The following is a 24,197-nucleotide window of genomic DNA, read 5'->3' as shown; positions in this document are numbered from 1 at the left end:
TACTTTTTGACTGAGAGGAAAAATGTCTAAAAAACAGCCACATTTCAAAAAGCTTAATGGAATTCTGCTAGCTCTGCTCATTACTGGGCTAATAGCCTTCACCAATGGCCATTACCTTGCATCCAATAACCCATTGCAGCAAGTGTTACATGCTATTTCTGGTCAAGGGAACAATCAAAAAGACTCTAAAAATTCGACTAATCCTGCCACACCTAGTTATCAGTTAGCTAGCTCGGTGCTTACCCCGCAAGTGAAAAAGCAATTAGGTCAGAAAATTGTGTGGAATGGTGCAGGTGCTTTTATCGTAAATAACAATAAAACTAATTTGAAGGCGAAAGTTTCAAGTTTGCCTTATGCAAATAATGAAGTCAAGATAGTTGAGAGTAAGAAAGTGCCTTTTAGAGCCAACGCTTTGTTAACCAAATCAACAAGACAATATCGTAATCGTAATGAAACTGGTAATGGTTATACCTTCTGGAAGCCAGTGGGTTGGCATCAAATCCACGGCTTGCCAGGTGAATATGATCACGCTGTTGATAGAGGTCATTTATTGGGTTATGCCTTGATAGGTGGCTTAAAAGGCTACGATGCTTCGACCAGCAATCCAAGCAATATTGCAGTACAAATGGCCTGGGCAAACCAGGCTTACCTCTCAGATTCAACAGGACAAAATTATTATGAAACTTTAATCAGAAAAGCTTTAGATAGAAATAAACGAGTTCGTTATAGAGTGACCTTACTTTATGAAAAGAATAATATTATTTCTAGTGGTAGTCACTTAGAAGCAAAATCGGATGATGGTCGTTTGGAATTTAATGTTTTTGTACCAAATGTTCAAAAAGGGTTAAGGGTTAATTATCAAACAGGTCAAGTTGAGCAACAAAGTGATCAAAAAGCTAGCTGATTGGAATAGTAACTCGCTGACTATAGATAATTTTTATTGTTTTTTAAAAGCATTTTTGATAGAATAGTTTTAATTGAATAGAAGTCAGTGAGACTAGTAATTACAGGGAAATTATCAGGGAATGAGGGCCATAGACTGTAAGCCTTCTTGATGGAAATGTAAGGAATTCACTCACATATGATCACTAATTAAGGTCTGTTATTACAGATGAAATCGGATGGTACCGCGTGTCAACGCTCCGCTTATGTGGAGTTTTGGCACGCTTTTTTGTCCACTTAAAGAAGGGAAAACAATGGATTTACAAGAGCAATTAGAAGCATTACGAAACCAAACCTTAAATCAATTAAAAGAACTTACTGGCAATCACAGTAAAGAATTACAGGATTTAAAAGTTGCTGTCTTAGGGAAAAAAGGTTCTTTAACAGAGCTATTAAAGGGATTAAAAGATTTATCTGTTGACATGCGTCCTTTAGTTGGAAAGCAAGTTAATGAACTACGTGATGTGTTAATAAATGCCTTTGAACAGCAAGGAAAAGTTGTTGAGGCTGCTAAAATTCAAGATCAGCTTGATGCTGAAAGTATAGATGTAACACTTCCTGGTCGACAAATGGCTATTGGTAACCGACATATCTTGACACAGACCAGTGAAGAGATTGAAGATATCTTTTTAGGGATGGGTTTCCAAATTGTTGATGGTTTTGAAGTTGAAAAAGATTATTATAATTTTGAAAGAATGAATCTTCCAAAAGATCATCCAGCTCGTGATATGCAAGATACTTTCTATATCACAGATGAAATCCTGCTTAGGACTCATACCAGTCCCGTTCAAGCTCGTACACTTGATCAACATGACTTTTCAAAAGGGCCGCTTAAAATGATCTCGCCTGGTCGTGTTTTCCGACGTGATACAGATGATGCGACTCATTCCCATCAATTCCACCAAATTGAAGGTCTTGTCGTTGGTAAAAACATTTCTATGGGTGATTTAAAAGGCACCCTAGAAATGATTATCAAAAAGATGTTTGGCGAAGAACGTAAGATTCGCCTTCGTCCTTCCTATTTCCCTTTTACAGAACCATCTGTTGAGGTTGATGTTTCTTGTTTCAAATGTGGTGGTAAAGGCTGTAATGTATGTAAAGGAACAGGTTGGATTGAAATTCTTGGTGCTGGGATGGTCCACCCAAGTGTCTTAGAAATGTCAGGTGTTAATGCTGAAGAGTATTCTGGTTTTGCTTTTGGTCTTGGTCAAGAACGTATCGCTATGTTACGTTATGGAATCAATGATATCCGTGGATTCTATCAGGGTGATATGCGTTTTTCTGAGCAATTTAACTAAAAAGAACCTTCATTCAAACGAGACAGAAGTTTAGGAGGAATAGCCATGCAAAAAGAATTGTCTATTGATCTAGTAAAAGATGAGGAAATTGCAATATTAAGAGACTTAGCCATTCAAACTTTTACCGAAACTTTTGGTGGTCATAATACAGAGCAACAATTGCAAGAATTTTTTCAAGAAGCTTATACTACTGAGATACTCACTCAAGAATTAAAGAGTGAGGAAAGTCTAGTTTACTTTTTACGTTTAAATGGTGCTATTGTTGGTTACCTCAAAGTCAATTGGGGTAAGGATCAAACTGAGTATGAATTAGAAGATGCTTTTGAGATTCAGCGTATTTATATTTTAAATAAATACCAAGGTTTAGGGCTTGGAAACTATTTGTTTAAGTTTGCATTGAAAAAAGCATATGAATCAGGTAAGGCTTGGGCTTGGCTGGGTGTTTGGGAAAATAATTTAAAGGCTCAGTCCTTATATCGCAAGTATGGCTTTGAAAAATTTTCAGAACATTCATTTGCTGTAGGGGATCTTGTTGATACCGACTGGCTAATGAAGAAATCCTTGAAATAGAAAGAAAGAGATGTATGTTAGTATCTTATAAGTGGTTAAAAGAATTAGTTGACATTGATGTGACTTCAGCAGAATTAGCGGAAAAAATGTCGACAACCGGAATAGAAGTTGAGGGAGTAGAAGTTCCTTCAGCTGGCCTATCAAAATTAGTTGTTGGGCATGTTTTATCTTGTCAAGATGTTCCTGAGACATATTTACATCTATGTCAGGTAGATACTGGTGATGAGGAGCCTAGACAGATTGTTTGTGGTGCGCCAAACGTGAAAGCTGGGATTAACGTTATTGTGGCCTTGCCGGGAGCACGGATTGCTGATAATTACAAAATCAAAAAAGGTAAAATTAGAGGAATGGAATCATTAGGAATGATCTGTTCATTACAAGAACTAGGCTTACCAGATTCGATTATTCCAAAAGAATTCGCTGAAGGCATTCAGGTTTTACCAACTGATGCAAACCCTGGTGACAGTATTTTCCCTTATTTAGATTTAGATGATGAAATCATTGAGTTGTCAATCACACCAAATCGTGCTGATGCTCTGTCAATGCGTGGAGTTGCTTACGAAGTAGCTGCTATTTATGGGAAAGAAGTACATTTTCCTGTAAAAGAAATTCATGAAAGTCCTAAAGAAGCTTCTGATGTGCTTTCTGTCGCTATCGAATCAGATAATGTTCTAACCTACGCTAGTCGTGTGGTTGAGAATGTAACTATTCAACCCAGTCCACAGTGGTTACAGAATATTTTAATGAATGCTGGTATTCGTCCAATCAATAACGTTGTAGATGTTACCAATTACGTTTTGCTTTATTTTGGTCAACCAATGCACGCTTTTGATTTGGATAAGTTTGCTAACCGTTCCATTATTGCTCGTCAAGCACGTGATGGTGAAATGTTAATCACATTAGATGGTGAAGAACGTCAATTGATTTCCCAAGATATTGTTATAACAGTTAATGACAAACCTGTCGCTTTAGCTGGTGTCATGGGAGGAAAAGAAACAGAGATTGATTACGGCTCCACAAAGATTGTTCTGGAAGCTGCTGTTTTTGATGGCAAGTCAATTCGTAAGACAAGTAGCCGACTTAACTTACGTTCGGAAAGTTCATCCCGTTTTGAAAAAGGGGTTAATTATGATACAGTTCTAGAAGCACTTGATTTTGCTGCAGCTATGTTGGAGGAATTAGCACAAGGACAAGTACTTGCTGGACGTATACAGGCTGGACAGTTGCCAACCGAACCTGTTCAAGTTCTAACAACTTTGGATTATGTTAACGTTCGCCTTGGTACGGATTTAGCTTATACAGATATTGAGGAAATCTTTGCTAAGCTCGGTTTCGGCCTAAAAGGTGATGCCTCAGCCTTTACGGTATCTGTGCCACGCCGTCGTTGGGATATCAGCATTCAAGCAGACTTAGTAGAAGAAATTGCGCGTATCTATGGCTACGATAAGCTACCAACGACTCTTCCAGAAGCTGGGGGGACTGCTGGAGAACTAACTGCAAGCCAAGTTTTACGTCGGCGTGTAAGAGCAGTCGCCGAGGGAGCGGGGCTGACAGAAATTATCTCTTATGCTTTAACCACTCCTGAAAAGGCGCAAGCTTTTACTATTCAACCAAGTAAGCTAACAGAGTTAATGTGGCCAATGACCATCGAAAGATCAGCTCTTCGTCAGAATATTGTATCTGGTATGTTGGATACGGTTGCTTATAATGTAGCGCGTAAACAAAAGAATCTAGCTATCTATGAAATTGGAAAAATCTTTGAGCAAGAGGGAGATCCTAAAAGTGATTTACCGAATGAAATTGATACCTTTGCTTTTGCAATGTCTGGTTTAGTAGCTGAAAAAGATTTTCAAACGCAAGCACAGTATGTGGATTTTTTCTATGCTAAGGGGATTCTCGAGAACTTATTCCATAAATTAGGGATCAAGGTTAGTTTTGTTACTGAAAAAGAAATGGCAAGTATGCATCCTGGCCGAACAGCACGCCTCATCTTAAATAATCAAACACTTGGATTTGTTGGACAGGTACATCCTCAAGTGGCTAGTGATTATGATATTCCTGAAACCTATGTGGCTGAACTAAACTTACAAATGATTGAAGAAAGTATGAAGTCAAGTCAAATCTTCAAGGAAATCAGTAAAGTACCAGCAGTTTCACGTGATATTGCTATATTAGTTGATGATAGTACTAGCCATCAAGATATCATAAGTATTATTGAGAATCTAGGAATTAAGTATTTAGAATCTATAAAATTATTTGATGTTTATGCCGGTGCCCATATTGAGTCAGGGAAAAAATCAATGGCTTATAATTTAATGTTTCAAAATCCGCAAGAAAGTTTGCGTGATGAAGATGTTACAAAATATATGGATAAGATTACGACTGCCCTAGTAGAAGAAGCTGGCGCACAAGTAAGGTAAGATAAAAAAGGAACAAGGGATACCTATAAGTTTAAAGGTATTTGATCTTGTTCTTTTTGGTATAATAAGGTTGTTTAAAGGAGGTAGAAGATGTATCAAACAGAGATAAGAGGTGATTATCTATATCATACAAAATCAAAAGGCTATGGGGCAGAAATAGAATTATTTGGGGCAACTGATGATGGTGAAACACCAATGAGCTTGCTTAATATAGCCTTAGCATCCTGTGTCACCATGTGTATCCAATCATATTTTAAGACTTATGAAAAGATGGATGAATTATCTCTTAAAACAGAATCGCATTATGATAATCGTGCTTTTACTCTTACAGTTCACATGAAAGTGCAACTTAGCCAACAACAACAAAACCAATTGATGGCTTTTATAAAAAAGAAATGCCGTGTTAGTAAACTTCTAGCTCCAGATGTGGCTATTAAGATTGATTTCAAGACAATCTTATAATAAGACATAGATAAAATAAAAGAACTGTACCTAAGCCAGTTCTTTTATTTTATCTACAAGTTACTATAAGTTACTTCAAAGGTATTTCCGTGTTCAAGATCACCATATTGGTAACCCCTATTAAACCATCGTTGACGTTGTTCAGATGTTCCATGTGTGAAGCTGTCTGGAACGGTTTTACCATAGGTTTCTTTTTGCAAGGTATCGTCACCTACGGCATTTGCGGCCCTCATGGCTTCTTCAATATCTCCTTTATCAAGAAGGCCTTGATTTTGAACATAATTAGCCCATGCTCCAGCATAGTAATCAGCTTGGAGCTCAAGTTGAACATTAAGCCTGTTGGCGTCAGTTTGACTTTTTCCTTTACGGGCATTGGCGTACTTTTCCATTATACCTAGTTCATTTTGTACATGGTGACCAACTTCATGGGCAATAACGTATGCCATAGCAAAGTCACCAGCGGCACCATATTTTTCAGATAATTCATTATAAAAAGAAATGTCTAGATATACCTTGTTATCACCTGAACAGTAAAAGGGTCCTGAGGATGCTTGACCCTGTCCACAAGCCGTCGTAATAGAACCGGTATAGAGTACTAAGGTTGGTTTTTTGTACGTCTTACCTCGTTTTTCAAATTCTTTTCCCCAATAGTCTTCGGTGGAAGCAAAAACTTTACTAACAAACTGAACTTGTTGGTCACTAGCTTTATCACCACTTGTTCGTGTTACTTTTGTAGATTGATAGGGATTATTGTTGTTAGTCGAGTGACCTCCATTGAAGATGCCAGTTAGACCACCACCACCCATCACCAATAAGACAATTAAAAGAACAAGTTTTGTTTTCCAGCTTCCACGAGAAAAAAGGAGTTGTAGAAGTAGTCCTGCTCCGCTACCACCTCCACTGTAGGAACCAGAACTTTCATTGCGACGGTCTTCGACATTTTGGCTTTCTCTAAGATCATCAGTTTTCATTTTGTTTTCTCCTCTTTTTAGTACTTATAACTATTATAAAGTATTTTTATGAGAATTGCTTGAATATTAGGTTGAAAGTGCTGTTTTTAATTCAAAAATAGCCCTTAAATAGTTTTTGTGATTTGATTTGCTATAATAGAAGAAAGCATTCAGGAAAACGAAGGGTCAAAATGAAATTACTTTATACAGATTTGCAATATTCTTTAACAGAACTTTTAGTTACAGAGGCTGATAACTATGACAAAGAAGGGTGTCGTGTTTTTTATATCGCTCCAAATTCTCTTTCGTTTGAGAAAGAAAGAGCCGTCTTAGAAACGCTCAGTCAAGAAGCTTCGTTTGCCATTACAGTAACTAGATTTGGTCAGCTGGCTCGTTATTTTACTCTAAATGAAATTAAAACAAGTTTACCAATTGATGATACGGCTTTATCAATGATTTTTTACCGTGCTTTAGACCAATTAACAGAATCTGATTTAAAACGTTATTATCATTTAAAAGGAGATCTAGCATTTATACTGCAGTTAATTGATTTATATAAAGAACTTAAAGCAGCAAATATTGCAGTAACAGATCTTGAAATGGAAGACTCTGAGAAGAAGAATGATTTCATATCAATTTTTCTTGCTGTCGAAGACTTAATGGTAAACTACCAACTTGAAGAGACAAGTGTTCTTGATTACTTTTCTCAAGTCGTAGCAAGCGGACAAATAGATGAGCAACTTAGCCAGACAGTTCTTATCGTTGACGGTTTTACCCGTTTCTCTACTGAAGAGGCTAATTTGGTTGCGCAATTAGATACAAAATGTCATCAGGTTGTTATTGGCACTTATCTTAGTCAAAAGGCATATTCCAAAAGCTTTACCGAAGGTAATATTTATCAAGCTAGTATTGATTTTTTTCGTGAACTATCTCAAACATATCATGTCAAGGCACAATATACTAAGAGTCAGATAATTTATCCTGAGAGCTTCAGAAACCTTACTAAGCTCTTAGAAGAGCATTTTGACTTTTCTGAATCAGAGAGCCAGTTAAGTTCACAGGATAAGAACTCCTTCCAAATTTGGCAAAGCCTTAATCAAAAAGATGAAATCGAGCATGTTGCAAAGAGTATCCGTCAGAAGCTATATGAGGGTTACCGTTATAAGGACATCCTTGTTTTATTGGGTGATCTTGAAAGTTACCAATTACAGATCTGTCAACTCTTTGACAAATACGAAATTCCTTACTATTTTGGTAAAGCAGAAGCGATGTCTCATCACCCTCTTGTACAATTTATAGATGCTCTTGAGCGTATTTATCGCTATAATTGGCGTAATGAAGATATCTTGTCTCTGTTAAAAACAGGCTTATTTGGTCATTTTGAGGATTTTGATTTAGATCAGTTTGAAGCCTATGTCCAATTTGCTGATATTAACGGTTCGCGTAAGTTTGCTAAAACCTTTTTTGTAAACCCACTAGATAGTCGCGAACGTCGAAAATTTGATCTTGATGCTATAAATAGGCTTCGAGAGGTTATTTATAGTCCTTTGGAAGCATTATATAGGCAAAAGCAGCAAACAGGTGCAAGCTTTATGAATCGTTTATTGACCTTCTTAAATCAAGTTGAATTACCGACAAAGCTTGAGCAGCTTAGCTATGCTCAAAATGAAAATGAGCAGGAAAAGGATCTAGAAGTTTGGAAGGTTTTCACCTCTATTTTAGAGCAATTTTATCACATTTTTAAAGACGAACTCATTAACCTAGAACACGCTTTTAAGCTTATTAAAACGGGAATGCAGACAGCTCATTATCGAGCTGTGCCGGCAACTTTAGATGTCGTTACGATCAAATCGTACGACTTAGTTCAACCACATAGTAAGGCTATTGTTTACGCTATTGGGATGACTAGTGCACATTTTCCTAAAGTGACCTTTAAGAAGAGCTTAATAAATGATCAGGAACGTGCTTTAACCAATCAAAAGTTGCCTTCCTTTCAGCGATTTGAAGTTGCAAGTCATGAAACAACTAAAAAAAATCATTTTATGGCACTTTCCCTTTTTAATTCTGCAAATCAAAAATTGGTACTTAGTGTGCCAACGCAATTAAACGAAGTATCAGTAGAAATATCCCCTTATATTTCCTTGCTACTAGCTTTTGGTATTCCTTTAGTTGAAAAAGGGAAAAGTCGGTTCTCTGCTCTGGAGTCTGATATTGGAAATTACAAATCTCTTTTATCCCAAGTCATTGAATTGAATACTAGTCAAATGGAACTTAGTCCAGAAGAAGAAAACTTTTGGACAGTTATGTTACGCTATCTTAAAGGACGTTTGAAAAAAGAAGACCTAGTATTCCCTCAAACGAAAAAGCACTTACAAACCAAAACTCTATCCAAAGAAGTCATTCAAACTCGGTTTCCGGAAGAAAAGCCTATCCATTTATCTAATTCAGCTTTAACTGTTTTTTATGATAATCAATATAAGTATTTTTTACAATATGTTTTAGGTTTGCAAGAAACAGAGTCAATACATCCAGATGCCCGACAACATGGGACTTACTTACATCGTGTATTTGAACGGGTAATGGCAGATGCTTCAGACCTAGCTTTCGATAATAAAGTTAAAAGAGCAATCAAACAGACTAATCAAGAAGCAAGTTTCAAGTATTTTTATCAGGAAGATGCACAAGGACGCTATAGTCTTCATCTTTTAGAAGAAATTGCTAAAGCAACTGCAGATATTTTTAAAGCTCATCAAAATGTTCATGTCTTAGCCCAAGAAGAAAAATTTCAGTTGCCAATCCAGGACAAGTTGATTATTAATGGAACGATAGATCGAATTGATCAACTGGCTGATCAAAGTGTCGGTATAGTAGACTATAAGTCAAGTGCGAACGTTTTTGATTTATCTCTCTTTTTCAATGGCTTAAACTCGCAGTTACCAACCTATTTGTCAGCCTTGAAAAGGCGCTATCAAAATCATAATCCCATTTTTGGCGCTATGTACTTGCATATGCAAGAGCCAAAACTTGACTTGGCTACATATCAAGAACTGGATAGTAAGCTTTTGAAAGACCACTATAAAGAGCTCACCTACAAAGGTATTTTTATGGAAAGTGAAAAAGAACATTTAGCTTCTGGTGCCTACCACATTACCAACAATACTTTCACTGAAGAAGAAGTTGCCTTACTGTTAGCCTATAACGAATGGTTATATTTAAGGGCCGAAGAAAAAATTCGTCAAGGCCATTTTCTTATTAATCCCTACACTAAGGATGGAAAATCCGTTCAAGGGGATCAATTGAAGGCCATAACGGGATTCGAAGCTGATTTGGATTTTGGACAAGCTAGATCGCTAGTAACTGTTACGGGGAAAAATAAAAAAGAAATATTATTAGACTTAATGAAAGATAGACAGGAAGGTAACCAGTAATATGATCTTTCCAGAATTTTTAAGTGATAAGGAAATACAGGAACTGCAAAAACGGGAAGCTGGCTCTAATAAGTTACAAAAACGAACTCCTGAGCAAATTGAGGCAATCTATTGTAATGGACAGAATGTTCTGGTGTCTGCATCAGCTGGTTCAGGAAAAACTTTTGTTATGGTTGAACGGATTATTGATAAAGTGTTACGCGGTATTGCAATAGATAAGATGTTCATCTCGACCTTTACAGTTAAAGCAGCTACTGAACTGAAAGAACGCTTAGAAAAAAGACTCTTAGCCTTAATCAAAGAGAGCAGTGATTCCGAATGGAAGGCTTATTTAAATCAGCAATTACAAGCAATTCCTCAAGCAGATATTGGAACAATGGATGCCTTTACCCAACAACTCTTGTCCGAATATAGTTACACGCTAGGTATATCACCGAAGTTTCGAATCATGCAGGACAAATCGGAACAAGATATCCTTAAAAACAGGATTTATGAATCGATTTTTGCTAATTATATGGATTCAGAAGAGGCTATGACCTTTATGAAAACAGTCAAAAATTTCTCAGGAAACCGAAAAGATTCTAAAGGATTCCGAGCAATTGTCTATAGAATTTATGATTTTAGCCAATCAACTGAAAATCCTCTGGAATGGTTAGAGAGTACTTTTCTAAGAGCTAGTGAGATCTACACCGGTTTTGACAGTTTACCAGATGCTGATATAGAAGCTTTGCTCCAAAGTATGAAGAGGACAGCAGAGAGTCTACGTGATCTGACAGAATTAGAAGATTACGGACAAATGACAAAAGCAGGAAAACCCAGTGCCAAATATCAAAAGCATCTGCAGATGATAGAATTATTGCAAGAATGGTCACTCCACTTTGACACCTATTATGGTAAAGAACAGATTAGTCGATTAGCTAGAGACGTTTTGGCACTTTTACCGAGTAGTGACACTGTGACGGTCAATAAGAGAAAATACAGTATTTTTAAAGACTTACAAACACGCTTAAAAGATGTGAAGCATTTGGAAACTATTTTTGCTTTTCAACCAGAAACTTTACCATTATTAAAAAGTCTACAAGCTTTTGTCATTGATTTTAGCAAAGCTTATTTAAAAGCAAAAATAGATGAGAATGCTTTTGAATTTTCTGATATTGCCCATTTTGCGATTGCTATATTGGAAAATAATCCTGAGGTTCAAGCTTCTTACCAGAAGAAATACCATGAAGTAATGGTTGATGAGTATCAAGATAATAATCATATTCAAGAGAAGCTTTTAGAATTATTATCAAACGGTCATAATAGGTTTATGGTAGGAGATATTAAACAGTCAATCTACCGTTTTAGGCAAGCAGATCCTCTTATTTTTAATCAAAAATTCAAAGATTATCAAGAAAACTCGGAAAATGGCAGATTGATTCTGTTGAAAGAAAATTTCCGAAGCCAATCAGAAGTCTTAGAGGTTACTAATGCAATATTTTCTCATTTAATGGATGAAGAAGTTGGTGATATCCTTTATGATGCTAGCCATCGTTTATTACCTGGTAGCTCCCTTCAACGAGAAAGTTTTCCAGAAAACAGATGTCAATTCTTAATCTATGATACAGATAGTCAAGATCAGAGTCAGCACTCAGATTCTACTGAGACGCTTAGTGACAATCAACTCTCACCTGGTGAGGTAAAAATTGTTGCTAAAGAAATTATTCGTCTTCATAATGAAGAACAAGTAGCGTTTTCGGATATTACCCTACTGGTTTCTTCACGGACAAGAAATGATAATATCTTGAGAACTTTTAATCATTTGGGGATTCCTTTAGTGTCTGATGGCGGACTAGATAACTATCTACAATCAGTAGAAATAATGGTCATGCTAGATACCTTAAGGACTATCAATAATCCGCTGAATGATTACGCCTTAGTCGCCTTGCTTAAATCACCAATGTTTGCCTTTGATGAAGATCAGCTAGCTAGAGTAGCTTTACAGGAGTCTAGGCAAGATAAGGTAGAAAGTTTCTATGAAAAAATTCAAAATGCTTTATCTAATCAAGGTCTTTATCCAGATTTAGTAACTAATGAGTTACAAGAGAGCCTAATAAGGTTTGATAAGACTTTAAACCATTGGCGTCTTTTTGCTAAAAAAAATAGTTTATATGATTTAATTTGGAAAATCTATAATGATCGTTTCTACTTTGATTATGTGGCTAGTAGTCCCAAAGCGGAACAAGCGCAAGCTAATTTATATGCTCTGGCCTTAAGAGCTAGTCAATTTGAAAAAACAGGTTACAGAGGTCTATCACGCTTTATCTCAATGATTGATAAGATCTTAGAGACTGAAAACGACCTAGCTGATGTTGATATCGTTCAGGCCAAGGATGCAGTCAATTTAATGACGATTCACAAATCTAAAGGATTAGAATTCAAATACGTATTTATTTTAAACTGTGATAAAAAGTTTAGTTTTAAGGATTTGTATGCGCCAGCTATCCTTGATCGTCATCAGGGGATAGGTATTAAATACTTAGCTGATTTTAAAACTCTTTTGGATGCAGAGCAATTATCAAGTTTAAAGGTAAATTTAGAAACGCTTCCTTATCAGATTAATAAAAAATCTTTGAAGCGAGCTACTCTTTCAGAACAGATGCGCCTGCTTTATGTTGCTATGACTAGGGCTGAAAAGAAGTTATACTTGATTGGCAAGGGAAGTCAAGAGAAGTTAGGTGACAAGTACGATGGGCAAAGAGAAGGAAATCATTTGCCTAGGACAGTGCGCGAAAATCTCCAAAGCTTCCAAGATTGGTTTTTAGCTATTCGAGAAAGTTTTACACAAGAAGAACTTTATTTTGATCTTTGTTTTGAAAGTGATAGTGATTTAAGTGATAATGCTATCGGTCAATTAGCCGTCAAGGAGATTTTGGACTCTGATAATTTGGCTCATAATAGGCAGTCTGATCATATTGCACGTGCTTTAGACATGTTGGAAAAAGTTAATCAGTTAAACCAGACCTATCATGCGGCTATTCATTTACCAACGGTTCAGACACCAAGTCAGATTAAAGATTTTTATCAACCAATTATGGACTCTGAAGGAGTTGCTATTATAGAAAAAATCCGACCTCTGAGTCAAGCCTCGTTTGTACTGCCAGATTTTAGTGAAAATCCTCCCATTAATGCTAGTCAAATTGGTGCAAGTTTCCATGAATTGATGCAAAAAATTCAGGTTTCCGAAAGAGTGACGCAAGAAAGTGTTCAAAGGGCTTTGTCCCTGGTTAATGCTAGTGAGGCACTAAAAGCTAAGCTGGATCTGGATAAGGTTATTCAGTTTTTCAACCAGACAACTCTCGGACAGCTCATCTGCAATCATTATCAGAAGTTACATCGTGAGGCCCCTTTTGCTATGCTCAAAAAAGACATGCTTAGTCAAGAAAAGTTTGTGGTGCGTGGGATTATCGATGGTTATTTACTTTTTGAGGATAAAATCATTCTCTTTGATTATAAGACTGACAAATATCGCCAAGCAAGTGATCTACAAAAAAAATATGCCGGTCAATTAGCCTTATATGCAGAAGCTTTGTCACAAGCTTATAGTATAGACACGGTCGAAAAGTATCTTGTTTTGCTAGGAGGAGAAAACTTAGAAGTAGTTGCTGTCCCGTAAACCTTACATTGTAAGCTGTTTTTTAAAGATCAGAGGATTTTTAAAGGGAGTTTATGCTAAGTAAATTGAAAGAGAGAAAAAGTATTATTGTTAAGAGCAAATCTTATTGACAATTTCTCAAAAGTCATGTAATATGTTAAAGAACGTGTAAATGTTACAATATCTTGAGGAGGTGAAACATATGTCAAAAACAGTAGTACGTAAAAACGAATCATTGGATGATGCTCTTCGTCGTTTCAAACGTTCTGTTACTAAAGCTGGAACTCTTCAAGAATCACGTAAACGTGAATTCTACGAAAAACCTTCTGTAAAACGTAAACGCAAATCAGAAGCAGCTCGCAAGCGTAAAAAATTCTAATTTTAGATAAAGAAACAACCTTCCAACAGAAGGTTGTTTTTGACTTTAATAGGGTATCAAAAAAGAAGTTGGAAACCAACTCCTTTAGGATTATTATTTGCTTGCAAGTAAGTCGCGAATTTGAACGAGGAGTTCTTCTTGAGTAGGGCCAGCAATAACTTCTTCCTCTTCTTTTTTTCTGAAGGTCATTGCCTTATTAGCAGCCTTAACAACGAAGAACAAAGTTGTACCAATAATTAGGAAGTTGATAACAGCAGCAATGAAACTTCCGTATTTAACACCGTTCCATGCAAGTTCTGCAATGTTTGACACACCAGCAGCTTTAAGAACGGGATTCAGAATCAATGGTGTGATGACATCGGCCACTAATGAGTCAATGATTGCTTTAAAAGCAGCACCAATAACAACAGCAACAGCTAGGTCTAAGACATTGCCTTTAAATAAAAATTCTTTTAATTCTTTAATCATGAGAATTCCCCTTTTTTTTAATAACTTAATCATATCACAGTTTTCATATAAAAGACAGCAATTGTGTTCAATTTTAAAAATTTACAAAAAAGCTGGTAGATGGTATAATGAAATATAAAAATACAATGGGTTTTTTCTGGGGAGGTGACAGTTTGGCTATAGACAAAGAAAAGATTTCCCAGATTAAAAATGCTGTCAATATTGTTGATGTCATTGGTGAAGTTGTCAGCCTTTCTCGTTCAGGGAGACATTATCTGGGACTATGCCCTTTTCATAAAGAGAAGACACCGTCCTTTAATGTTATTGAAGATCGGCAATTTTTTCATTGTTTTGGTTGTGGTCGCTCAGGCGATGTTTTTAAATTTATTGAAGAATATCGACAAGTTCCTTTTTTAGAGAGTGTTAGCATCCTTGCTGAAAAGAGTGGTATCGTTTTAGATGTTCCCAAGCCACAAAGTCAGTCGCCTAAAAGGAAAACTCATCAAGAACTTATTGATTTACATCATGATGCTCAGAAATTTTATCAAGCTGTTCTAAAAACTACAAAAATAGGCCAAGAAGCTCGAAACTATTTATATCAGCGTGGCTTAGATGATAATCTGATTGAGCACTTTAATATCGGACTAGCTCCAGCTGAACCAGATTACCTTTATCAGGCACTTTCCAAAAAATACTCAGAAGAGACTTTAACATCGTCTGGGTTATTTAATTTATCTGAAACGTCTAATACCGTATATGATGCTTTTCGTAATCGTATCATGTTTCCTTTAGCGGATGATCGCGGTCAGACTATTGCTTTTTCAGGTAGAATTTGGACTAAAGAGGATCAAGATAAAAAACTAGCTAAGTATAAAAATTCACGAGCAACACTACTTTTTAATAAATCTTATGAACTTTATCATTTGGATAAGGCTAAGCCGGTTATTGCCAAAAAACATGAAGTTTTTTTGATGGAAGGTTTTATGGATGTCATCGCAGCTTATAAAGCAGGTTGTGAAAATGCTATCGCTTCAATGGGAACAGCGTTGACTCAGGAGCATATTAACCATTTGAAACCACTAACCAAAAAAGTGATTTTAACTTATGATGGTGATGATGCTGGTCAAAATGCTATTGCTAAATCCATAGACTTATTGTCTGATTTTCAAGTTGAAATTGTTCTTATCCCAAATAAGATGGATCCAGACGAATTTGTCCAAAAGTATTCAGCAGAAGAATTAGCTAATTTATTAGAACATTCAAGGATTAGTGACGTTGAATTTTTCATTAGGTATTTAAAGCCAGAAAATACAGATAACTTACAAGCTCAAATTGCTTATGTGGAAGAGATTGCTCGGATTATTGCTCAAGCTCCTTCAATAACAGCCCAGAATTCATATATTAATAAAGTGGCTGATAGTTTACCGGACTTTGACTATTTGCAGGTGGAACAGACAGTTAATACTTACCGAGTTCAAGATCGGCAAAGACGTCAAGTACAGATAGCTCCCTCAGAAGCGCCAGTTATGACTTTGCCGGTTACTAAAAACATTACGGCTTTAGTGAGAACAGAAAATCAACTTTTACATCGATTAATTCACCACGAGTATTTACTTAATGAATTTAGACTCAAGGACGATTTCTATTTTGACACACCAGCTCTACAGGAATTATTTCTTGTTTTAAAGGCAAATGGAGAGGTCAGTCCAATTGACTTAGCCAATCTATCGGAGGACGTGAACCAAGCTTATTATCGTGTTTTAGAAGAACATTTACCTGAGGAAGTGACCGAAAATGAAATTATTGATATTTTAGCAAAGCGTGACAAATTACTGAGGGAAAGAGATATCCATAAGCAAGGAAAACAAGTCCGAGAATCCAGTAATAATGGAGACCACCAACTGGCCTTAGAAGTTTTAGAAAATCTAATTGCACAGAAAAGGAAAATGGAATAGAGGAAAATATGACTAAAAAAAACGAAATAACAACTTTTAATGTTCAAGTTGCCGAATTCATTCGTAACCATAAAAAGGAAGGTACTGCAGTTGATGATGAGGTAACAGAAAAACTTGTTATTCCTTTTGTGTTGGACGCTGACCAAATTGATGATCTATTAGAACGTCTAACAGATGGTGGTATTTCAATTACGGATAAAGAGGGAAACCCGTCAACAAAATATATTGTCGAAGAACCAAAACCAGAAGAATTAACAGATGAACAGTTGATTGGAAGTAATTCAGCTAAAGTCAATGATCCGGTACGGATGTATTTGAAGGAAATTGGGGTTGTGCCGCTTTTAACAGGTGAAGAAGAAAAAGAACTAGCAATTGCTGTTGCTGAAGGTGATGTAGATGCTAAACAGCGTTTAGCAGAGGCAAACTTGCGTTTAGTTGTGTCAATTGCCAAACGTTATGTGGGGCGTGGTATGCAATTCCTTGATTTAATTCAAGAAGGTAATATGGGATTAATGAAGGCCGTAGATAAATTTGATTATTCTAAGGGCTTTAAATTTTCAACTTATGCAACTTGGTGGATTCGTCAGGCTATTACGCGCGCTATTGCAGACCAAGCGCGTACTATTCGTATCCCAGTTCATATGGTTGAAACAATTAATAAGTTAGTTCGTGAACAAAGAAATCTCCTACAAGAATTAGGTCAAGATCCTACACCAGAACAGATTGCAGAGCGCATGGAGATGACGCCGGATAAGGTACGTGAAATTCTTAAAATTGCTCAAGAACCGGTCTCTTTAGAAACACCAATTGGAGAAGAAGATGATAGTCATTTAGGTGATTTTATCGAAGATGAAGTGATTGAAAATCCAGTTGATTATACAACACGTGTCGTACTTCGTGAGCAGCTAGATGAAGTTTTAGATACATTAACAGACCGCGAAGAAAATGTTTTGCGTTTACGTTTTGGTTTAGATGATGGCAAAATGCGCACACTTGAAGATGTAGGTAAAGTTTTCAACGTAACGCGGGAGCGTATTCGCCAAATCGAAGCGAAAGCTTTACGAAAACTTCGTCATCCAAGTAGAAGCAAACAATTAAGAGATTTTATAGAGGATTAAACCCCTTCAGCAAAGGATTTTAAGGGTGAGTTTAAGATAAAAAGCCTGTGTCCAGTCGATGTTTAAAATAAAAAAGTAAAAACTATAGGCGGAGACTCTTAACGATGAGTTAAAAATTGGAACAGAGTTTCAGAGAACAAGCGGTAAATAAGTTACTCTACATGTTTCTAAGATTTAGCTTCGTTCTCCTAGAGTTAAGTAATCAAAATAATGAGGATGAAGGAAATTCCATGTTAGAAAATCCAAAATACAGTGAAGAGGAAATTGCAAAAATAAAAGATCGCATCCTTGAGGCTTTAGAAATGGTAATTGACCCAGAATTAGGAATTGATATTGTTAATCTAGGTTTGATTTATGAGATTCGTTTTTCAGATTCTGGCCATACAGAAATTGATATGACTTTAACGACTATGGGATGTCCTTTAGCAGATTTATTGACTGATCAAATTTATGATGTCTTAAAAGAGGTTCCAGAAGTGACTAGTTCAGAAGTAAAATTGGTCTGGTACCCAGCATGGACTGTAGAGAAAATGAGTCGCTACGCTAGGATTGCTTTAGGTATTCGTTAAAACCAATGGTGAAGAGATGAAATATTCTCTTTTTTAGTGTAGAATAATGAAGAAATAGTTAATTATTCTCAGAATATCTAATTAATAATTCTTTAAAGGAGAAGTTATGATTTTAATCACAGGAAGTAAGGGCCAGCTTGGGACAGAATTACGATATTTGCTTGATGAACGTAATGAAGAATATGTAGCTGTTGATGTTGCAGAGATGGATATCACTAATGAAGAGATGGTAGATCAAGTTTTCGCACAAGTAAAACCTACTTTAGTTTATCATTGTGCGGCCTATACAGCAGTAGATGCGGCTGAAGAAGAAGGGAAAGCTCTGAATCAAGTTATCAATGTTGATGGGACAGAAAATATTGCCAAGGCTTGTCAAAAGTATGATGCTACCTTGGTGTATATCTCTACTGATTATGTTTTTGATGGAACAAAAACAGTTGGACAAGAATGGTTTGAAACAGATATTCCTGATCCACAAACAGAGTATGGTCGCACTAAGCGATTAGGGGAAGAAGCTGTTGAAAAATATAGTAAGAAATACTATATTATTAGAACGGCTTGGGTTTTTGGTAATTATGGTAAGAATTTTGTCTTTACTATGCAAAATTTAGCAAAAACACATTCCAAACTGACTGTTGTTAACGATCAATTCGGTCGCCCAACTTGGACAAGAACTTTAGCGGAATTCATGTGTTATTTGGCAGAAAACAATAAAGCATTTGGTTATTATCACCTTTCAAATGACTCGAAAGAAGATACAAGTTGGTATGATTTTGCTAAAGAAATTTTAAAAGATACAGATGTTGAAGTAGTTCCAGTTGACTCATCAGCTTTTCCAGCCAAAGCAAAGCGTCCACTCAATTCAACGATGAATTTAGATAAGGCTAAAGCAACAGGATTTGTAATCCCTATGTGGCAAGATGCTTTACAAGAATTTTATAAACAGGATATCAAAAATAGGTGATATAAGAAGCTCTGCCCTAGTGGTGGAGCTTTTTCCTATTGGTAAAATTTCGCAAATAGACTATAAATATGCTATAATTGTTAAATGATTATAATTTAGAATGGGGCATTGTGGATGCAGGATGTATTTATTATTGGTAGCCGAGGATTGCCAGCAAAATATGGTGGCTTTGAAACCTTTGTTGAGGAATTAGTCAGCCGTCAAAACAGTGGAGCTATTCGCTATCATGTTGCCTGCTTAAGTGATTCAAAACATAAGGAGCACTTTGAGTTCAGAGGTGCGGATTGTTTCTACATCAATCCTCCTCAACTTGGTCCGGCTAGGGTGATTGCTTACGATATGATGGCACTCAATTATGCTCTGAGTTACTGCGAAAAAAATACTATTAATAATCCTATTTTTTATATTTTAGGGAATACAATAGGTGCTTTTATTGGTCTATTTGTCCCCAAAATCAAGAAGTGTAAGGGCCAATTTTTCATCAATCCAGATGGATTAGAGTGGAAGCGCAGCAAATGGTCTAAGCCAGTTCAATGGTATCTAAAGTATTCAGAAAAACAAATGACACAGAAGGCTCATTTGGTAATTTCTGATAATTTAGGCATTGAAAACTATATCAAAGAATCTTACCCTTGGGCAAAAACACAATTTATTGCTTATGGAACAGACATGGAACCTTCAGATTTAAGTTTTGAAGATGACCGTGTACGAGACTACTTTAATAAGGCCAATATCAATGAACAAAATTATTATTTAGTGGTTGGTCGTTTTGTTCCAGAAAATAACTACGAGACTATTATCAAAGAATTTATGGCTTCAAAAACTAAGCGTGATTTGGTTGTGATTTGTAATCATGAGGGAAGTTCATTCTTTGAGACATTAAAAAATAAGACACACTTAGAACAAGATGAGCGGATTAAGTTTCTAGGCACTTTGTATGACCGTCAATTATTAACCTATATTCGTGAAAATGCTTTTGCTTATATTCATGGACATGAAGTTGGGGGCACAAATCCCGGTCTCTTAGAAGCTCTTGCTCATACCAAGTTGAATTTGGTTTTAGGTGTTAATTTCAATAAATCAGTGGCAAAAACTGGCGCTTTATATTGGACTAAAGAACAGACTGTTTTAGCTCAGTTAATTGAGAGTGTAGATGGTCGCCACAACTATGATGATTTAGGTCAAGAAGCTAGAAATATTATTCAAAGAGAATATACGTGGGATAAAATTGTAGGAGAATATGAGGCCTTATTTTTAAATGAAAATTAATATCTTAATGTCAACCTATAATGGGGAACAGTTTCTATCAGAACAGATTGAAAGCATTCGAAATCAAACTGTCCAAGAGTGGCGTTTACTAATCAGAGATGATGGTTCGTCAGATAGAACACCAGAGATCATTCAGGAATATGTTGCAAAAGATAGTCGAATTCACTTCATTAATGCTGAGAATCGAGAAAATTATGGGGTTATCAAGAATTTTTTTACCCTTCTAAAGTACGAAAGAGCAGATTACTATTTTTTTAGTGACCAAGATGATATTTGGCTACCTGATAAAATAGCCGTTCAGTTAGGAGAAGCTAAGAAATATTCTGTAGAAACACCAATATTAGTTTATATGGATTTAAAAGTTGTTGATCAGCAGTTAAATGTTATTAACGAAAGTATGATTCGTTCACAATCTGGACATGCTAATACGAGACTAGTTCAAGAATTAGCTGAAAATTCAGTGACAGGGGGAGTCATGATGATTAATCATGCCTTAGCTGAAAAATGGCTGTCGCCGGATAATATTATTATGCACGATTGGTATTTAGCGCTTTTAGCAACGAGTCTTGGTAAGTTAATTTACATTGATCAACCTGGGGAGCTCTATCGGCAACACGCTAATAATGTTCTTGGAGCACGAACACTTGATAAGCGGTTTAAAATATTAAGGGAAGGTCCCAAAAGGATTTTTACTAGATATTGGAATCTCATTCATGCGTCACAAAAACAAGCACAAAAAATTATATATTCCTATGGACCTCTATTAAACCAATGGGATAGGGAACTACTTGAAAATTATATCGATATTGACCAGCAAGCTTTCTCTGAAAGAATTCGCAGAGTATTAAAATATCACTACACTAAAAATCAATGGAAACATATTATTGTATTCCGATTATTACTAATCACAAATCTATATAATGCGAGATGAACATGAAAAAAGTACTACTAATAATTCCAGCTTATAACGAAGAAGGAAGCATCGAAAAAACAGTCTCTAATATTGTGTCCTACCGAGAAGAGCACCAACTTCCTTTTCTTTTAGATTATATTGTTATTAATGATGGCTCAAAAGATAGAACAGCTGACATATTGGATGCTAAAGGGCTTCATCACATTGATTTAATTCAAAATTTAGGAATCGGTGGCGGTGTTCAAACAGGTTATATTTATGCTTTAAGAAAAGATTACGATGTTGCTGTTCAATTTGATGGTGATGGACAACATGATATCAATAGTATCGTTCAAGTGGTTATGCCAGTACTAGATGAAGAAGTAGACTTTGTTATTGGTTCTCGCTTTGTTGACAGGTCGATTGAAAATTTTCAGTCTACCTTTATGCGTCGTTTAGGCATTAATCTTATTTCAATTGCTATTAAGTTAACTACTGGTAAGAAAATTTATGACACAACAAGCGGTTATCGAGCTGGGAACAAAAAGGTAATTGCTTATTTTGCTGATCGGTATCCAGTTGCCTACCCTGAACCCGAATCAATTGTAAGTCTGTTAAAAAAAGGCTTAAAAGTAAAAGAAATGCCTGCAAATATGTTTGAACGATTAGAAGGCGTTTCGAGTATAAGAGCCTTTAAATCTGTCACATACATGATTGATGTGCTTATTTCAATCCTAATTGCAGGTTTCATGAAGGAGAAAGACTAATGAGTTTATTTTTACAAGTTGAAATGTTCCTGTTAGCCATTGTCATTTTATATGTCATCATTCGTATGGTTAATAGACATTCATTTTCTGTGAAACGGGCAACACCGTGGTTATTTATCGGTTTTTCACTTGTTTTTATTAGCTTATTTCCACAGGTCGTTTCTTTCGTGGCGCATAGGGCTGGATTTGCGTTAACAATGAATTTTCTTTTGTTTATGGCTGTCCTCTTTTTATTTATCCTAGAGATATTTGATACGACCAGTAGTACCCGCAAAGAAGAACAAATTAAAAAACTCATTCAAGAAGTTTCCCTGTTAAAAAAAGAAATAGAGGATAAAAATTCTAAATGACCAAAAAGATATTAATTGTTGTAACTTTTCTTTTACTATTGACGGGATGTAAGAAGTCAAGTAATTCTGAAAATACATATAAAAAAGTTGATATTACAGCTTATTATCATTATAATAATCAACCAATGCAAGGAATACATGTCGCGGTATTTAACTATGAAACGGCTTATAGAAAAATTAGATCTGGTAAATTCAATACATCTGATTTTTCGCACTATACTTTAGACAGTGTAAGAAAGAAATATGATGTTTATGACTCAAAAGTAAATCTCGGTGATTACCAGTTTGGACAAGGTATCAAGCATAATGATGCAGAGGCTAAAGCTATTATTAAGATTCTTTTTGAAAATTCATTAGATTACTTAACGTTTATGAATGGCTTAAAAAAAGAAGTTTTTCTATCTAATCCAGAAAACACAAGGTATAAATTTTCAAATCAGTCCGGTAAATTAATTGGGAATGTAGAGAGTGGTTTATCTATTTTAAGAGATACTACTGGGTCTAAAGATTATCGTTTAGTAAGACTTACTAATAATTCAACTGTTTATTTGGGGAATTCGAGACCGAATAAAAAACCGATATTACTTAATGGTAAACAAAAATTAAGTGGGATTTCAGCAGATCTCGGAGAAGAAATTACTTATGAAATTCCAATAACTTCACGTAAAATGCTAATACGATTATCACCCAATTTTGTTATTGATTCAGCAAATCATCATTATCAAGAAAAAATTGATCCAATTATTACTAAGAAGTCTGATAAGGGAAAACTCACGGATTCTAAATACAGTCCGACAATTGTAAATGGACAAATTAGTTATCGTATTGGAAAAGAAAATCCAGATAAAAATGATTTGGATATTATGGATAAAGAAGTTACTCTGGCGCTCTCTAAGCTTTATGCGATAAAGTCACTTAATTTTAATTTTGAAAAAAATACAAAAGATAAGCTGATTATTAAGGGGCATGTGAGCTCGAGGGTCAATTATAAGTTACCTTTGATTCTTGAAAAACCAAATGATCAAACAAGTCATATGGAAAAATCATTTGAAGTGTACAACACGAAATCATCGCAAGGTATTTTTGTTCTAGATGAAAATGGCGGTATTCTTACTCCACAAATTAGAAGTTATGGTATTAATTTTGTGACAAACAATCAGAAAACAAATAAACCAATCTCGGGAATTCAATTTATATTAGGAAGAATTCGAAAAGGGAAAGTAGAGGTTTTGGAAACAAATAAAGAGACAACTTTTTGGACTAATACTCATTTAAACCAAATAGAATTTATTAAGAAAATCAGTTGCTTTCAACCATTTTTAATTAGCGGTGAGAGGTTTACCTACGTAGATGGGAATGTTAGAGATATCCCTATCAATTATGACTTTTGGGTTTTCAATAAAAAAGAACAAAAAAAAGATAATGAACCTTTATACAAAATAAGAGGTCTTTCAGATAGATACAAATATTTTATTATTCCCCAACAAAATGAAAAGAGGGAAGTTAATAATAAGAAACCAATCTATTTTAAAGTCAATGGCAATTCTATTTCGAGTGCTAGAATAACTAATTATGAAGTTAACGGTTTTGTTTCAGATTTTAAATATGATGATCAAGAGTATAATGCTATTCCTGTTAAAAATAAGGGGCAGAAATCAGTTCATCATTTGAATCCAATATATAAGGTAGTAGGACTATTAGTTGTTGTTATTATTTCTTATATTGGCGTTATTATTTTCTTCATCAAAAAAACCTAGTTATAATGATTTCTTCAATTTGAAAG

General features: G+C 35.5%; 19 protein-coding genes. 17 read left to right on the top strand and 2 right to left on the bottom strand.

All coding sequences use genetic code 11. From position 1 onward, the window contains the following. The first annotated feature begins 22 nt into the window (after nt 1–22). The 5 genes from DQM45_RS06230 to DQM45_RS06210 all read left to right on the top strand — a co-directional run bounded on the left by DQM45_RS06230 (nt 23) and on the right by DQM45_RS06210 (nt 5,692). Nucleotides 23–904, top strand: coding sequence for a DNA/RNA non-specific endonuclease (locus tag DQM45_RS06230; RefSeq protein WP_003082810.1), 882 nt, complete (start codon nt 23–25; stop codon nt 902–904). 292 nt (nt 905–1,196) lie between these two features. After that, nucleotides 1,197–2,240: a phenylalanine--tRNA ligase subunit alpha gene (gene pheS, locus DQM45_RS06225; RefSeq protein WP_039984576.1), complete on the top strand. Its 1,044-nt coding sequence runs from the start codon at nt 1,197–1,199 to the stop codon at nt 2,238–2,240. A 45-nt stretch (nt 2,241–2,285) separates the two neighbouring features. Continuing rightward, a complete protein-coding gene (locus DQM45_RS06220; protein WP_003083083.1) occupies nt 2,286–2,810 on the top strand; it encodes a GNAT family N-acetyltransferase in 525 nt (174 codons plus the stop codon). A 14-nt stretch (nt 2,811–2,824) separates the two neighbouring features. Continuing rightward, nucleotides 2,825–5,230, top strand: a complete 2,406-nt coding sequence (gene pheT, locus DQM45_RS06215; protein WP_003085834.1) for a phenylalanine--tRNA ligase subunit beta — start codon at nt 2,825–2,827, stop codon at nt 5,228–5,230. Between the two features lie 90 nt (nt 5,231–5,320). Beyond that, nucleotides 5,321–5,692, top strand: a complete 372-nt coding sequence (locus DQM45_RS06210) for an OsmC family protein (RefSeq protein WP_003083287.1) — start codon at nt 5,321–5,323, stop codon at nt 5,690–5,692. 53 nt (nt 5,693–5,745) lie between these two features. Here the strand turns inward: DQM45_RS06210 and ypfJ are convergent, their stop codons facing one another. Beyond that, a complete protein-coding gene (gene ypfJ / locus DQM45_RS06205) occupies nt 5,746–6,663 on the bottom strand; it encodes a KPN_02809 family neutral zinc metallopeptidase (RefSeq protein ID WP_003084876.1) in 918 nt (305 codons plus the stop codon). A gap of 170 nt (nt 6,664–6,833) precedes the next feature. On the opposite strand from ypfJ, the gene rexB reads away from it, so the two are divergent. The 3 genes from rexB to rpsU all read left to right on the top strand — a co-directional run bounded on the left by rexB (nt 6,834) and on the right by rpsU (nt 14,083). Beyond that, entirely contained in the window at nt 6,834–10,070 is a 3,237-nt protein-coding gene (gene rexB / locus DQM45_RS06200) for an ATP-dependent nuclease subunit B (RefSeq protein ID WP_003085335.1), read from the top strand. A 1-nt stretch (nt 10,071) separates the two neighbouring features. Further along, nucleotides 10,072–13,725, top strand: coding sequence for a helicase-exonuclease AddAB subunit AddA (gene addA / locus DQM45_RS06195; protein ID WP_003084289.1), 3,654 nt, complete (start codon nt 10,072–10,074; stop codon nt 13,723–13,725). Nucleotides 13,726–13,906: 181 nt separating this feature from the next. Then, complete coding sequence (gene rpsU, locus DQM45_RS06190; RefSeq protein WP_000048058.1) at nt 13,907–14,083, top strand: 30S ribosomal protein S21; 177 nt, start codon at nt 13,907–13,909, stop codon at nt 14,081–14,083. Nucleotides 14,084–14,176: 93 nt separating this feature from the next. On the opposite strand, the gene mscL is transcribed toward rpsU, so the two are convergent. Further along, nucleotides 14,177–14,551, bottom strand: coding sequence for a large conductance mechanosensitive channel protein MscL (gene mscL / locus DQM45_RS06185; protein ID WP_003085807.1), 375 nt, complete (start codon nt 14,549–14,551; stop codon nt 14,177–14,179). Nucleotides 14,552–14,676: 125 nt separating this feature from the next. On the opposite strand from mscL, the gene dnaG reads away from it, so the two are divergent. From dnaG to DQM45_RS06140, 9 genes are all read left to right on the top strand, one after another. Then, nucleotides 14,677–16,485, top strand: a complete 1,809-nt coding sequence (gene dnaG / locus DQM45_RS06180; protein WP_039984884.1) for a DNA primase — start codon at nt 14,677–14,679, stop codon at nt 16,483–16,485. Between the two features lie 8 nt (nt 16,486–16,493). Then, complete coding sequence (gene rpoD, locus DQM45_RS06175) at nt 16,494–17,603, top strand: RNA polymerase sigma factor RpoD (protein WP_003084376.1); 1,110 nt, start codon at nt 16,494–16,496, stop codon at nt 17,601–17,603. A 230-nt stretch (nt 17,604–17,833) separates the two neighbouring features. Continuing rightward, the gene (locus DQM45_RS06170; RefSeq protein WP_003083476.1) at nt 17,834–18,172 is read left to right on the top strand and encodes a metal-sulfur cluster assembly factor; all 339 of its coding nucleotides are present in this window, start codon (nt 17,834–17,836) and stop codon (nt 18,170–18,172) included. Between the two features lie 106 nt (nt 18,173–18,278). After that, on the top strand, nt 18,279–19,136 hold the full coding sequence (gene rfbD, locus DQM45_RS06165; RefSeq protein WP_003084892.1) for a dTDP-4-dehydrorhamnose reductase: 858 nt from the start codon (nt 18,279–18,281) through the stop codon (nt 19,134–19,136). 114 nt (nt 19,137–19,250) lie between these two features. Beyond that, the gene (gene cps2T / locus DQM45_RS06160; RefSeq protein ID WP_003084863.1) at nt 19,251–20,405 is read left to right on the top strand and encodes a beta 1-4 rhamnosyltransferase Cps2T; all 1,155 of its coding nucleotides are present in this window, start codon (nt 19,251–19,253) and stop codon (nt 20,403–20,405) included. Further along, nucleotides 20,395–21,336: a glycosyltransferase family 2 protein gene (locus DQM45_RS06155; protein ID WP_003082820.1), complete on the top strand. Its 942-nt coding sequence runs from the start codon at nt 20,395–20,397 to the stop codon at nt 21,334–21,336. Before cps2T ends, DQM45_RS06155 begins: the two co-directional genes overlap by 11 nt. Nucleotides 21,337–21,338: 2 nt before the next feature. Continuing rightward, complete coding sequence (locus DQM45_RS06150; RefSeq protein ID WP_003086054.1) at nt 21,339–22,064, top strand: glycosyltransferase family 2 protein; 726 nt, start codon at nt 21,339–21,341, stop codon at nt 22,062–22,064. Continuing rightward, a complete protein-coding gene (locus DQM45_RS06145) occupies nt 22,064–22,414 on the top strand; it encodes a DUF2304 domain-containing protein (protein ID WP_003084051.1) in 351 nt (116 codons plus the stop codon). The genes DQM45_RS06150 and DQM45_RS06145 overlap by 1 nt, the downstream gene beginning before the upstream one ends. Continuing rightward, nucleotides 22,411–24,171, top strand: a complete 1,761-nt coding sequence (locus DQM45_RS06140; protein ID WP_003084046.1) for a hypothetical protein — start codon at nt 22,411–22,413, stop codon at nt 24,169–24,171. Before DQM45_RS06145 ends, DQM45_RS06140 begins: the two co-directional genes overlap by 4 nt. Nucleotides 24,172–24,197 lie beyond the last annotated feature (26 nt).

It is taken from the genome of Streptococcus porcinus, from assembly GCF_900475415.1.
Lineage (GTDB): Bacteria > Bacillota > Bacilli > Lactobacillales > Streptococcaceae > Streptococcus > Streptococcus porcinus.
Note: the sequence above shows the minus strand (reverse complement) of the source record. Positions and strands in the feature narration are given on the sequence as shown.

What these genes read in the sequence shown, in the direction of transcription:
- DQM45_RS06230 (WP_003082810.1), top strand. Translation starts at nt 23, where the DNA reads ATGTCTAAAAAACAGCCACATTTCAAAAAGCTTAATGGAATTCTGCTA.
- pheS (WP_039984576.1), top strand. Translation starts at nt 1,197, where the DNA reads ATGGATTTACAAGAGCAATTAGAAGCATTACGAAACCAAACCTTAAAT.
- DQM45_RS06220 (WP_003083083.1), top strand. Translation starts at nt 2,286, where the DNA reads ATGCAAAAAGAATTGTCTATTGATCTAGTAAAAGATGAGGAAATTGCA.
- pheT (WP_003085834.1), top strand. Translation starts at nt 2,825, where the DNA reads ATGTTAGTATCTTATAAGTGGTTAAAAGAATTAGTTGACATTGATGTG.
- DQM45_RS06210 (WP_003083287.1), top strand. Translation starts at nt 5,321, where the DNA reads ATGTATCAAACAGAGATAAGAGGTGATTATCTATATCATACAAAATCA.
- ypfJ (WP_003084876.1), bottom strand. Translation starts at nt 6,663, where the DNA reads ATGAAAACTGATGATCTTAGAGAAAGCCAAAATGTCGAAGACCGTCGC.
- rexB (WP_003085335.1), top strand. Translation starts at nt 6,834, where the DNA reads ATGAAATTACTTTATACAGATTTGCAATATTCTTTAACAGAACTTTTA.
- addA (WP_003084289.1), top strand. Translation starts at nt 10,072, where the DNA reads ATGATCTTTCCAGAATTTTTAAGTGATAAGGAAATACAGGAACTGCAA.
- rpsU (WP_000048058.1), top strand. Translation starts at nt 13,907, where the DNA reads ATGTCAAAAACAGTAGTACGTAAAAACGAATCATTGGATGATGCTCTT.
- mscL (WP_003085807.1), bottom strand. Translation starts at nt 14,551, where the DNA reads ATGATTAAAGAATTAAAAGAATTTTTATTTAAAGGCAATGTCTTAGAC.
- dnaG (WP_039984884.1), top strand. Translation starts at nt 14,677, where the DNA reads ATGGGTTTTTTCTGGGGAGGTGACAGTTTGGCTATAGACAAAGAAAAG.
- rpoD (WP_003084376.1), top strand. Translation starts at nt 16,494, where the DNA reads ATGACTAAAAAAAACGAAATAACAACTTTTAATGTTCAAGTTGCCGAA.
- DQM45_RS06170 (WP_003083476.1), top strand. Translation starts at nt 17,834, where the DNA reads ATGTTAGAAAATCCAAAATACAGTGAAGAGGAAATTGCAAAAATAAAA.
- rfbD (WP_003084892.1), top strand. Translation starts at nt 18,279, where the DNA reads ATGATTTTAATCACAGGAAGTAAGGGCCAGCTTGGGACAGAATTACGA.
- cps2T (WP_003084863.1), top strand. Translation starts at nt 19,251, where the DNA reads ATGCAGGATGTATTTATTATTGGTAGCCGAGGATTGCCAGCAAAATAT.
- DQM45_RS06155 (WP_003082820.1), top strand. Translation starts at nt 20,395, where the DNA reads ATGAAAATTAATATCTTAATGTCAACCTATAATGGGGAACAGTTTCTA.
- DQM45_RS06150 (WP_003086054.1), top strand. Translation starts at nt 21,339, where the DNA reads ATGAAAAAAGTACTACTAATAATTCCAGCTTATAACGAAGAAGGAAGC.
- DQM45_RS06145 (WP_003084051.1), top strand. Translation starts at nt 22,064, where the DNA reads ATGAGTTTATTTTTACAAGTTGAAATGTTCCTGTTAGCCATTGTCATT.
- DQM45_RS06140 (WP_003084046.1), top strand. Translation starts at nt 22,411, where the DNA reads ATGACCAAAAAGATATTAATTGTTGTAACTTTTCTTTTACTATTGACG.